This is a genomic window from Nocardia sp. bgisy134, assembly GCF_057708325.1.
This window is the reverse complement of sequence record NZ_JBYIRW010000031.1, coordinates 54,030-66,393: the sequence shown is the minus strand read 5'-3', so window position 1 is coordinate 66,393 and position 12,364 is coordinate 54,030. Positions and strand designations below refer to the sequence as shown.

Genomic DNA, 12,364 nt, shown 5'->3' with positions numbered 1-12,364 from the left:
AACAGAATTCGACCGGTCAAGACACAGATATCCATGGCTGCCTCGGGGTTGTTGTCGATCGAGCTTCCCCGGACATGTCAGGGGAAGATGCTTGGTACTTCAGTTACTAGGTCCGCATTCACCTTGTATTGGGTCGAGCGGATTGAGATCCCGCCCGTCGGAAACGGCAGCTGGCTCTATCGGCCGCCCCGCATATCAACACACAGCCAGCTCCTAGGTTGTTCGGGTGGATGGTCACGATCCGTCCGGCCGTGCCGCAGTCCACGCCGTGCGGCTGCGGCTCTGTCCCTCGGTGTTACGACACCTGCGAGAAATAGATCATGGTCCATAATATGGACCAACTGGATCATATTAAGGGACGCTACATGTGGGGTTGGGATGCTGTCAACATCAGGAATGCCTACATGGTGCAGAAACTCGCTGCCCTGCGTCGGGTGTCGTCCCATGGAGGCGCACCTCTGGTCTGTATTGTGGACCGCAGTGGCGGCAGTGAACTGTCACATTTGCTGGCGTTCGTGCCAGCGCTTGCGTAGCGCTTTCGGTCGCGGCCAGATTTGGCTTGTCCACACCGCCCGTGGTCCAGGTGTGCCCACGCGGCTGGTCGGCCTCATGTCAAGACTCACGTCCCTGTCAGTTGTCAGGCGTCTTGGAATGGTTGTGTCACGTGAGGAGATCGGTGGAACCCGTCGGGTCACAGGCGGCGGATGCCAACACTCGTGCGCCACCGGTCTCGGCAACGGTGAATACCGTTGCTGGAGACAGCAATCAGCGTGCACCGAAGTGCAGGCTGTTCGAAAGTGGTTGGTCGGCGAATCGGAACGGAGGCCTTCGGGAGTCATCGTGCTCCTCATCTCCGCGGAGCTGCTCGACCATAGTGGGATCCGGGTGCGTGGTCGTGGGGAACCGGTCCGATGTCGAGTCAGCCGACGACCGCCGACCAAATCTCTTCGACCTGCAGATCGATATTCTCGCCGATCTCGCCTTTGATCGCCTGGGCAACAAGAAGCTTTCCGGTGTTGACAAGATGAGTCCGCATCGCCGCCTCCGCCTGATCCGGACTGCCCGCGGCGATGGCGTCGAGGATCGGGGTGTGCTCGTCGTCGATGTCGGCGAGGGTTCTGGTCTTGTCCGCGGTCGATGCGCCCAGGAGGCGGGTGGTCTCGCGGAGTGATTTGACGATCGCCCGTGCACGGGCGTTGTCGGCTGCACTCAGGATGAGGTCGTGTAGTCGCTGGTCGTGTTGTGCGAACAAGTTTTCGTCGCCATTGGCTGCGGCGTTCTGCATCAGGCGGCGTTGTTCGTGCAATGCCTCTGCCAGCACCGCCCCGGAGTTTGCGGCGGCTTTGCGGACGGCGGGAAGCTCCAGGGCGAGTCGGACCGCGAAGATCTCGGCGATCTCTTTGGGTCGAGGTTGCAGTATGCGGAACCCTTGGCGCGCCTCGAATCTGATAACCCCGACTTCCTCGAGGCGGAGCAGTGCGTCGCGTATCGGGGTGCGCGAGATTCCGAGGACTTCGGCGAGCTGATACGCGGAGTATTTCACCCCGGGCTTCATTCGCCCGTCGTCGATCGCGGCGCGGATGGCAGTAATCGCCTGCTCCATGCGCCGTCCTTTCGACAGCGCGAGCGATTCGAATTCAAGCACACCATCGACCACAACGGACACTATATCAGCCGTAGCATGCTACGACCTGTAGCATGCTACGCGTGATATCTGCTGATGCCCTGTCCGCTGAGCTGCGCCGTTCCGGGGTCGGCGACGTTCTCGCCGACGACACCACGCGCGCCGCCTACTCCTCTGATGCCTCGCTCTACCGGGTGCGCCCGTTGGTCGTCGCCCGCCCACGCGACGCCGACGAGGTCACGGCGGCGCTCGCTGTGTGCCGTCGTGAAGGTGTGCCTCTGACCAGTCGCGGCGGTGGCACATCGGTGGCCGGCAACGCGGTCGGGACAGGCGTGGTCCTCGACTTCAGCCGGCACATGAACCGTGTGCTTTCGATCGACCCCGACACGCGGACGGCCACCGTTGAGCCGGGCACGGTACAGGCAGTGCTCCAGCGAGCTGCGGCAGCGCACGGGTTGCGGTTCGGTCCGGATCCCTCGACGTTCACACGCTGCACGATCGGCGGGATGATCGGCAATAACGCCTGTGGGTCCCGCACTCTCGGGTATGGCCGAACCTCGGACAACGTCACTGCTCTCCAAGTGCTCACCGGCACCGGCGAATCATTGCGGCTCGGTGCGGCGGGGACGACACCCTCATCACCGACTCTGTCCCGTCTGCAACAGGTCACGCGCAAAGGGCTCGCGACCATCCGCACTGAACTGGGGCGGTTCGGTCGGCAGGTTTCCGGGTACGCACTGGAGCATCTCCTCCCGGAGAACAGGTTCGACGTCACCCGAATGGTGGTGGGCAGCGAGGGCACTCTTGTGGTTGCGACGGAGGCGACAGTACGGCTGGTCACCGAACCCGCACACCGGGTGCTGGTCGTCCTCGGCTACCCCGACATCGCCTCGGCAGGGGACGCCACTTCGCTGGTACTGAAATTCGATCCCACCGCATGTGAAGGCATCGACTCCCGGATCATCGACGTAGTACGAGCCCGGCGTGGCCTGGATGCGGTTCCGCCACTGCCAATGGGCGCGGCGTGGCTGTTCGTCGAGGTAGTCGGCGACGACCTCGACGAGGCTGTCGCCAGAGCCCGGCAGGTCGGGCGTGAATGCGGAGCCGTGGACAGCCTGGTCGTCACGGACGCCCGCCGTACAGCCGAGTTGTGGCGGATTCGGGCCGACGGTGCGGGTCTGGCTGGTCGCAGTCCTGCCGGGCTGCCTGCACACGCAGGATGGGAAGACGCCGCGGTCCCACCCGACATGCTCGGCGACTATCTGCGGGACTTCGATGCCCTCATGGCCGACTACGGAGTGACCGGGTTGCCCTACGGTCACTTCGGCGACGGGTGCATGCACGTACGGATCGACTGGCCACTCGACAAGCCCGGTGGCAGCAGTGTTTTCCGCGAGTTCCTTGTCGCAGCAAGCACTCTCGTCGCTCGCTACGGCGGATCGCTGTCCGGGGAGCATGGCGACGGGCGGGCTCGCAGCGAGTTACTACCGCTGATGTACTCGGTGGACGCACTCGATCTGTTCGCCGCTGTCAAGCACGCCTTCGATCCCGACAACATCCTCAATCCCGGCGTCGTGGTCGACCCCCGTCCTGTCGACGCGGACCTCAGAGTCCCCGCTGCTCCCGTGCTGCGCCGCAATCTTGCCCTGGGCTACCACCACGACGGTGGCGATTTCACCCAGGCGGTGCATCGCTGTACCGGGGTCGGTAAGTGCCGGGCAGACAACACTGCGACCGGCGGAGTGATGTGCCCGTCGTATCAAGCCACCCGGGAAGAGAAGGACTCCACTCGGGGTCGTGCCCGGGTCCTTCAGGAGATGATCAACGGCTCCGCCGTCACCGGCGGATGGCGCTCACCCGAGGTACACGAGGCACTCGACCTGTGCCTGTCGTGCAAGGGCTGCTCATCCGACTGCCCGACCGGAGTCGACATGGCCGCGTTCAAATCCGAGGTGTTGCATCAGACTTACGCCGGCCGGATCCGGCCGGCGTCGCACTACACCTTGGGATGGCTGCCGCGGTGGGCCAAGGTAGCCAGTCACGCGCCGCGGTTGGCCAACGCCGCGATGCGAATCCCTGGAATCGGCCCGCTCGTATTGTCGTCGGCGGGGGTCGACAGGCGCCGCGCCATCCCGCCATTCGCGAAGCAGACGTTCCGGTCCTGGTTCACGGCAACAGAACACGACCGCACCATCACGGGAGACCCTGTGGTTCTGTTCGTCGACTCCTTCACCAACTACTTCACGCCCGAGATCGGACGCGCGACCGTGCGGGTCCTCGAGGCCGCCGGATACCGGCCACAACTCACCGACGCACAGCAGTGCTGTGGCCTGACTTGGATCTCGACCGGTCAGCTGACCGCAGCGAAGCGGATCCTCGGTCGAACTGTCAACGCATTGTCCGAGTTCGCCGCGGCGGGTACGCCGATCGTGGGAATGGAGCCATCGTGTACCGGAGTGCTACGTGGCGACGCTGCTGAACTACTCGGCTCCGCAGCCGCCTCATCGGTCGCCGAGCGGACTCGCACCCTCGCTGAACTGCTCACCGATCGCGGATGGGAGCCACCGTCGTTGCTCGGGACATCTGTCGTCGCGCAGCCGCACTGCCACCACCACTCCGTAATGGGTTGGAGTGCGGATGCGAAGCTCCTCGAGGAGGCAGGTGCGCAGGTGCAGCGCCTCGGCGGCTGCTGCGGACTTGCTGGCAACTTCGGCGTCGTGAAGGGGCATTATGAGGTGTCCGTGGCAGTCGCCGAGCAGCAACTGCTCCCCGCCGTGGCGGCCGCAGACTCGAACACGACCATCCTCGCCGACGGCTATTCCTGCCGTACTCAACTGGACGATCTGACCGACCGCCGCGGGACGCATTTGGCGCAACTGCTGGCCGAGCGACTCGATATGCAGATCGCTGGCGAACGTCGATAGATCTCACATACAGCAAGCGACGTGACTCCCTCCGGGTAGTGCCCGAAGGGAGTCACGTCGCTTGGGTGATCATCCTTCCGGAGGCGGGAAGGTGTTCGAGGGCGTTTTCGACGTCGGAGCCACCTGCTCGACTTCCTCAACGAAGCGCCAGTATGCCGTCGAGGCACTGAATGCCCCAGCTTCACCGAAGGCGGCAATGTGGCGCCGGTCGCTCGTGCCAGGCCATGAGTGCTCTGCCTCTTCCACGATGATCAGGCGTACGGGGCTGGATCCGTCGACTCGTTCGTAACGAATCTCGTGGACGCCGTCATCGATCATCCGCTCGGTACGTGTGTGACATCCCCAGTGGTCGGCCCATCTGCCGACTGCGTATTCGACGGATTCGCACCAACGTTCGTCGGTACCGCCATCGAACGGGTTGAACGGGTCTTGCCGTCCATGAATAGCCAGCAACGGGGGCATCGAAGATGAAGGTCGAGGGGGGAAGCGCACTCCAGCGATGCAACCGATCGATGCGATGCGATGGGGGAGAGCCGCAGCGATGTGGGAAGCGAGACGCGCACCACCAGAGTAGCCGCGAAGATGGATACGGGCGGGGTCAGCTCCCTGGCGCTCGACCACGTCGTCGATGAGGTGGCCTATGAAGGCGACATCGTCCACAGTGCCGGCATCGGGCCGAACGCCGGTCTCACCGGGCATGGGAATACCAGGGACGTTCCAGGCAGTGGCCGGTGGAAGGGACTCGGCGACGGTAAACGGGATAGCGCCCTCCGGTGCGATGACGATCGCCTGGGTCGCGAGGGTCTGTGCATCGGTTATGCGGAGATGGTCTTCAGGGGCGATGCCGCTGCCATGGAGGTCGATCACGACGGGGAGTGACGCGGAACTTTGATTTTGTGGTTGCAGCATCAAATAACGCCTCTGGCGGGCTGCGCTGGTAATTGTCCATTCGGAACGGACAATATTCAAATCACTCATGTCATGCTCCATTGATAAATTCATGCCTGGTGATCGGCCGCGTTTCGCGGTCGATGATGTCGCCCCGACGAGGCATCGCGCGGGACGCATCGCGAGCGCTGAAACCTGTGAGGACAACTGAGCGCATAAGTCGTGCCACGGTGTCGCGATGCCTTCGCCTTCCCACGGTGGATGTCGACCGCAAAGGCCCGAAGATCCTCTTCGAGGCTGGTTCGTATTGCGGTGCGAACGCCGCCTTGCCGTGGAGGGGAGCTCGGCGCGCGCGAGTCGCATGGCCGCATGAGGACGTCGCTGGGAGCTTTCGTGTGGAGTGATGGCGCCGGAGACTTCCGGAGGAGGGTGCTGTGATAGCCGACATGGCCGTCGCTCCAAGCATCTGACACGACGTTTGTTCTTCATTGACCCGCTATATGGACCGGTTAGATCGTATTGAGGGGCAATGCAACCACTCCCGGAAGGGGTTGTCAATAGAACCTGCAGGCCACACGAAGCGGCTAATCGCCGTGTCGGTCGGCCTCGGCGCCCGATGGGGTTCTGTGCGCGTCGGAGGCATCTGTGCAGCTTCTGACGTTCGGCTGTTCAATGGGGCCTGGTTCGACTTCGTAACCGCCGTGGCGTGATCGCACCACGGCTATCGATCCGACGGGGTCGGGCGGGGTGTGTGGGGATTGGAATGAGGACGGCAATCTTGGACCGAGCGGACCACTATTCGGTCCAGATGGTACGCTGCGGGAACGTGCTGCGGGGCGGTCGCCACATGGAGGAGAGGATGACGATGGACCGTTCCTGCATGGGTAGGCGTCTGGGCTCGGATAGCCAGCGGAGGCGTCGCTTCAGCACGGGACAACCGTGTTTCAGCGTGGTGCTGGACGGCTCGTCCTCGGAATGCACTGCACGCACCGTGAGCGCACTCCACCTATCTTGCCCGGTGTTTTTGTATGCGCGGTGTCGATGCGGTACAGCGAAGGTGGGATCCGCGGACTCGTATTCCCGGATATTCCCCGGAGCCTTCTAGCGAAAGGATGTCCCGTCGCGGCGCGGAAATTCTGCCGACTATGAACGGCTCAAGACCCCGATAACCTGAAAACGAAAGAAGACAGATGTCCCGCAGTTCCCTGGCCGGCCGCACGATCCTCATGTCCGGTGGAAGTAGAGGTATCGGCCTTGCCATCGCTGTCCGCGCCGCGCGAGATGGCGCCAACATCGCGTTCATCGCCAAGACCGACTCGCCCGACCCGCGGCTGCCGGGTACGGTCCACACTGCTGCTGCGGAGATCGAAAATTCCGGCGGGCAAGCACTTCCCATCGTGGGGGACATCCGCGACGCAGCTACGGTGGACCGCGCCGTTGAGGCCTGTGTCGAGAGGTTCGGCGGGATCGACATCGTCGTGAACAATGCTTCGGCGATCGACCTACGAGCGGTGGGCGAACTCGAGTTGAAGCGGTTTGGCCTGTTGCTCGACGTCAATGTGCGCGGCACCTTCGGCCTGACGTCCGCGGCTCTGCCTCATCTACTCGATTCACCCCACGCCCACGTGCTCTCCTTGTCTCCTCCGCTCAATCTCGATCGGCGCTGGCTCGCCATGCATGCGCCCTACACACTGACCAAATACGCCATGACCATGCTGACTCTGGGGGTCGCGGAGCAACATGGCAGTCGTATCGCCGCCAACTGCCTATGGCCACAGACCCTGATCGCGACCGCAGCGGTCAACAATGTTGTCGCTGGCGAGGCAGGAATGCGCGCCGCCAGAGTTCCGGAAATCATGGCGGATGCTGCGGCCGTGATCTTGTCATCGAACCCATCCGAGCGTAGCGGGCACTGCTACATCGATGCCGATGTGTTGCACGGCGTCGGACAGACCGACCTTTCGGCGTACGCCGCGGTTCCCGGCACGCGGGACGAGGATCTGGAACTCGACCTCTTCATCTGAGGTCAGCACGGCAATGTCATTGTGTGGCAGGGGATTTTCCTGATCTGCCATCGAGGCGATGGTGCCGTTACCGGCGTGTCCGGTTGGGCTTCAGTCGAATGTAAAAGGCTGCGTCGGGGTCCGTAGCCTGACCTGGTCGCCCAGCTCATCGTCTGGATAGTGCGCGGCACTCCGGCTGGCGGCATCGGCGATTGGCGGGTCTGGCACATCCGTCGGCTCTGAGTCCGGTTGCGCAGGTACACCTTTGGCGCAGCGGCCGAGGATTGTCGACGTTCGGACGATCGCTCCCTTATTTGCGAAGCTGCGCAGCTACCCTGGCTGCTGAGGCGACGACCTCTGTTCGTATGCAGCACGGCATTCGAGGGGCCATCCTGGCGGCGGGTGCAGAGATACTGATAGCGGCGATGGGCCGACTGCGACCCGCTTGGATGCACGCCGCGACCGAGACTATCCCTTCGGTCAGCTCCTGGTGGGTGATGGCGTAGCCCCGTTCGCGGATGACCTGGAGGTCGGTTCGCAGCGCTTCGGGATCGGTAATGGTCTTGGTGGTAACCGCACTCAGCCCCGCCTCGAGGTAGCTCTCGATGTGGTTCGGCGGCAGGTGGGCGAGCACGGATTTGCCGGTCGACGAGGCGTGTAGCGGCGAGCGGGGGCCGATCGGCTTCACCAGCCGAGTGCATGCTTGCTGCACTGACGTTCGATCAACCGCTTGGTGTCATGGTCGAGCACTGCCAGATGAATCGTCTCCAGGATCTCACTATTGAGTCGCCCGAGGAAAGGTAGGGCTGCGTCGCGCAATCGACCGAGGTCATCGACTCTGTCGCTGAGGCCACGCACCCGAGCCCCGAGTATCCACCGTGCGATCTCATGCCCATCCGGCTGGATCCAGTTCGGATCGGCAAGGGTGGCCAGGCTTCGCTACACGGTGCTCTTGGGTATCCCGACGCGGCGGGCGAGTTCGCTGAGCCCAATGGGCTGATTCTCCGCGACCGCTTCCAGGAGCTGGAAGGTCGTTCGCACGCTACGCACCGAACGCTCCCTTCATCCAACGCCTCTGGCCGGTCCATATTGCAGACCAGGCGTGCACCATGTGGGCAATCCGGGGAAAGCCCATGTCACAGAGGTGGCGCAACAACTGAATTGGGCGAAGCGGTGTTGACAGTCACACTTTTGGCGCTGTACCGTCCCTCTTAGTGAACCGCATGGTCCGCATAGCGGTACGGCGGCGAGCTAAGTCGCTGGACAGCGCAGTCTGAAGGAGTGATTGTCATCCGCACCATCAACACCGACGTTCTAGTGGTTGGGTGTGGGCCCACCGGGCTCACTGCAGCGGTGAGCCTCGCTTCCCAGGGGATCTCCACCCTCGCGATCTCCCGGTACCCCGGGACCGCGCACACTCCGCGTGCGCACATTACGAACCTGCGCACTATGGAGGTCTTCCGGGATTTGGGCATCGAATCGCAGATCAAGGAGGTCGGCTACTCCTTGTCGTGGCTGAACAACAACGTGTTGGCCACATCCCTGGCGGGAATGGAGATTGCTCGGTACAAGAGTTACGGAACGTCTTGGGACCGCCTCTCCGACTATGCGGCAGCGAGTCCATGTGACGCCGTCAACTGCCCGCAGCACGTGATGGAACCGGTGCTTCTCGCCGCCGCTCAGGACCGTGGTGCGGATGTGCGTTTCTCCACCGAGCTCGTGGACATCGAGCAGACTCCCGACGAGGTGCGCGCGCGGGTGCGCCGGCGCGACACCGGAACGGAGTACATGGTGCGCGCGCGCTACGTCATCGCTGCGGATGGTGCGCGGTCGACAATTGCCGAAAAGCTCGGCTTCGATTTCGAAGGGCAAGCCGGCTTGCGGGGGATGGCGAACTCCTGGATCGAGGTCGATCTCACCAAGTACGTCGATTACCGCCCCGGAGTTCTGTTCTGGATTGCGCAGCCTGGTCATGAGCAGTGGTTTGGAACCGCCACCTTGACCAACGTGCGGCCCTGGAACGAGTGGATGTTGGTGCACCCTTGGAACTCTGACGGGCTCCCCTCAGAGGCCGAAGTGATCGAGAAGGCTCGGTTGGTGATCGGCGATCCGAAACTCGACATCAAGGTCAAGGCCATTACGCAGTGGCAGGTGAACAACGTCGTGGCCACCGAGTACCGAAAGGGGCGGATCTTCCTGGCTGGTGATGCCGCACACCGGCACCCACCCACCGGCGGCCTCGGCACCAACACCTCTGTGCAGGATGCCTGGAATCTTGCGTGGAAATTGGCCTGGGTGATCACCGGGAAGGCCGGTGAGGGACTGCTCAACAGTTACGAGCCCGAGCGCCAACCGGTCGGCTCGCAGGTCGTGGCTCGGGCGATCAAGAGCTGGCACAACATGGCCGATCTCGTTGCCGCGCTCGGTTTCGCGGAGGGCCAGTCCATGGAAGAAGGCTGGAACGTTCTGTACGAGCTCTACGAGGACTCGGCGAAGGCAACCGAACGCCGCAAGACCTTGGCGAAGGCTCTCGAGCTGCAGAATTATCGGTCGAACGCCCTCGGTGTGGAGCTCGGTTACCGGTACGAATCTTCTTCGGTGGTCGACGACGGCATTCCCTTCCCGGAGCCGCAACGCGATCCCGAATTGCATTATGAGCGAACGACACATCCGGGTGCCTACCTTCCCCATGCATGGGTGGAGCACGAGCAGAAGCAGGTGTCCACGCTCGACCTCGTCGGGCACGGTCGATTCAGCCTCATCGTCGGCATCGGTGGCGAGCCGTGGATACGTGCCGCAGCCGAGGTCGGTGCCGCGCTCGGCATCGAACTGCCCGTGTACTCCATTGGGCTGCGCTGTGAATACGACGACATCGTCGGCGATTGGGTGGCGATCCGAGAGGTGGGCGACCAGGGCGCGATCCTGGTGCGTCCTGACCGCCATATCGCCTGGCGATCGATGGGTTTGCGCGACAAGCCTGCCGAGGAACTCCGTACTGCGCTCGACCATGTTCTGGCGCGCTGAGAGCGATCGGTACAGGGACTCGGGAGAGAGGCTTGTTGGACTTCGTCATATCGCCCGAGTCGCGGAGCGCGACAACCGCTCTGCTCGAACATGTGAACGGAGGAACTCATGATCCGTCGAGTGGTCACCGGCCACCGCGAGGGCAAAGCTGTCGTTGTCAGTGACGGGAAGCCGCCCCGTTCCCACGCATACACGAACATACCTGGCATGCAGTGGTCGTTCGCGTGGGCAACCCTGGCCCAGCCGCACATCACCGCGGAGGCCGAAGCCGAAGCCGTGTCGAGCGAGACCACCCTCATTCCACCGCTCGGTCAGACGCGACTGCTGTTCCTTCAGGTTCCCCCTGATGCCTGGGCCATGAGGAAAGACTTCGATCCGGCTGCTGCAGTAGCCGAAATGATGGAGCAGCAGCCGGACATGGCGGCGACATTCGAAGGCGGTGCCCCGGGATTTCATCGCACGGATTCGATCGACTACGTCATCGTTCTCGACGGCGAGATCGTTCTGGAGTTGGATGATCAGCAGGAAGTGCTCTTGAAAGAGCACGACGTGCTTGTCCAGGCCGGGACACGGCATGCATGGCGAAACAGGAGCGACCGAACAGCAACGATCGCGGTCGTCCTCGTGGGAGCTGAGCGGGACACGAACTAGCTGTCCCCGTGCGGGCATTGCGCTGCCACGCACTCACTGTCGCCCCAGCGGGTCAGCTGAATTGTGAAATTTGAAGGAGTCAATGATATGTCCGAGTTCAAAGATGACGAGAATCGCCGTGTCGATGCGTCTATCGGTGAACTGCGTCCGTCGATCTATGCGGTCATCGAAAGTCCAGCGGATTTCGCGGCGCTGCGGCAGCAGTGGGCGCGCCATGCGGCCGTGCCCGTTATCGCTGAAAATCGGGATGAGGGAATCGATCATTCCTGGGCGGATCTCGATGTCCGAACCATGCTGCGCGGAGAGCAAAGCGAGGGTCGGTTTGCGGCCTACAGCGTCGTCCTCGCACCCGGTGTGGGACTTCCTGCCCACTACTACGAGGACACGCACACGTATCTCGTGGTCGCCGACGGCGAGGTGGAACTCGGTGTCGGCAATGTGGTCGACAGCGTAGGCAAGCACAGCTTGGGGTTCGTGCCGCCACGCACGCGTCAAAGCTTCCGCAACACTTCGGAGCGGCCGGTCGAACTGGTGATCGTCCATTCACCCGCCGGTGCCGAGCGTGCCTTCGAGGCCGCTCACGACCATTGGACCGAGACCGGGGAACAGGACGAATCCAGCTACCACGCGATCCTGTCGCGATTCGGTGTCCGATTCGACGACACGCTTCTGGAGAACGACGGCAAGACGAATTACGAGCTGCCTCCGGTCGAGTTCGAGTTCACGGGACACGGTGATCTGGAGCGGCTCAGGGAAAAATTTCTCGAGCTTCCGGTGCTACCGCGATTAGTGCGCACGACACCCGACGAGTACGACTCCTCGCTGACGGGAGCCACGCGTCGGAAGCAGCTGCTGAACGGTGACACGAGTGGCGGAAACGCCATGCTCAACCTGGTGTCCGGTCCGCCCGGCCTGGGTGCGCCTCCGCATCACCAGCCCACTGAAGAAGAGTTCTTCTTCATCACCGGCGGCCAGTTGGAGCTCACCTGCGCGACAGAGACCAATGCCTTGACTCCGGGCGCCTTCGCGTTTTGTCCGCGCAACTGCACCCACGGCTTCAACAACAAGAGCGATGCCGAGGCGCAGTTCGTCACCCTGAACTCCCCGGCCGGCCACGAACGAACGATGGCCGAAGTACATCGGATGAGGGCGCAGGGTGCCACGAAGGAGGCTCTCCACGATCTGTCGGTTGCCGGAGGGTTCGTTTTCCACTCGATCGAGGCGCTTGGATGAGCACAGCCACCGAGATC

At 63.0% G+C, this 12,364-nt stretch carries 9 protein-coding genes; 5 read left to right on the top strand and 4 right to left on the bottom strand.

Translation table 11 applies throughout. The features are described from left to right. Nucleotides 1-919 precede the first annotated feature (919 nt). Complete coding sequence (locus tag AC3ERS_RS34810) at nucleotides 920-1,657, bottom strand: GntR family transcriptional regulator (protein WP_431972414.1); 738 nt, start codon at nucleotides 1,655-1,657, stop codon at nucleotides 920-922. Nucleotides 1,658-1,698: 41 nt separating this feature from the next. On the opposite strand from AC3ERS_RS34810, the gene AC3ERS_RS34805 reads away from it, so the two are divergent. After that, nucleotides 1,699-4,548 carry an FAD-binding and (Fe-S)-binding domain-containing protein gene (locus AC3ERS_RS34805; RefSeq protein WP_431972413.1) on the top strand — a complete coding sequence of 950 codons (2,850 nt, stop codon included), beginning with the start codon at nucleotides 1,699-1,701 and terminating at the stop codon, nucleotides 4,546-4,548. A gap of 69 nt (nucleotides 4,549-4,617) precedes the next feature. On the opposite strand, the gene AC3ERS_RS34800 is transcribed toward AC3ERS_RS34805, so the two are convergent. After that, complete coding sequence (locus AC3ERS_RS34800) at nucleotides 4,618-5,526, bottom strand: CE1 family esterase (protein ID WP_431972412.1); 909 nt, start codon at nucleotides 5,524-5,526, stop codon at nucleotides 4,618-4,620. Nucleotides 5,527-6,626: 1,100 nt separating this feature from the next. Between AC3ERS_RS34800 and AC3ERS_RS34795 the strand changes: the two genes are divergently transcribed. Continuing rightward, nucleotides 6,627-7,460 carry an SDR family oxidoreductase gene (locus AC3ERS_RS34795; protein ID WP_431972411.1) on the top strand — a complete coding sequence of 278 codons (834 nt, stop codon included), beginning with the start codon at nucleotides 6,627-6,629 and terminating at the stop codon, nucleotides 7,458-7,460. A 289-nt stretch (nucleotides 7,461-7,749) separates the two neighbouring features. On the opposite strand, the gene AC3ERS_RS34790 is transcribed toward AC3ERS_RS34795, so the two are convergent. Then, nucleotides 7,750-8,151 carry an IclR family transcriptional regulator domain-containing protein gene (locus AC3ERS_RS34790; protein ID WP_431972410.1) on the bottom strand — a complete coding sequence of 134 codons (402 nt, stop codon included), beginning with the start codon at nucleotides 8,149-8,151 and terminating at the stop codon, nucleotides 7,750-7,752. Nucleotides 8,152-8,378: 227 nt separating this feature from the next. Then, complete coding sequence (locus AC3ERS_RS34785; RefSeq protein WP_431972409.1) at nucleotides 8,379-8,489, bottom strand: helix-turn-helix domain-containing protein; 111 nt, start codon at nucleotides 8,487-8,489, stop codon at nucleotides 8,379-8,381. A gap of 231 nt (nucleotides 8,490-8,720) precedes the next feature. Here AC3ERS_RS34785 and AC3ERS_RS34780 point away from each other — a divergent pair, with 231 nt between their 5' ends. The 3 genes from AC3ERS_RS34780 to AC3ERS_RS34770 all read left to right on the top strand — a co-directional run bounded on the left by AC3ERS_RS34780 (nucleotide 8,721) and on the right by AC3ERS_RS34770 (nucleotide 12,347). Further along, on the top strand, nucleotides 8,721-10,463 hold the full coding sequence (locus tag AC3ERS_RS34780; RefSeq protein WP_431972408.1) for an FAD-dependent monooxygenase: 1,743 nt from the start codon (nucleotides 8,721-8,723) through the stop codon (nucleotides 10,461-10,463). A gap of 207 nt (nucleotides 10,464-10,670) precedes the next feature. Then, complete coding sequence (locus AC3ERS_RS34775; RefSeq protein ID WP_431972407.1) at nucleotides 10,671-11,114, top strand: cupin domain-containing protein; 444 nt, start codon at nucleotides 10,671-10,673, stop codon at nucleotides 11,112-11,114. A gap of 87 nt (nucleotides 11,115-11,201) precedes the next feature. Continuing rightward, a complete protein-coding gene (locus AC3ERS_RS34770) occupies nucleotides 11,202-12,347 on the top strand; it encodes a cupin domain-containing protein (protein WP_431972406.1) in 1,146 nt (381 codons plus the stop codon). The last annotated feature ends 17 nt before the right edge of the window (nucleotides 12,348-12,364 follow it).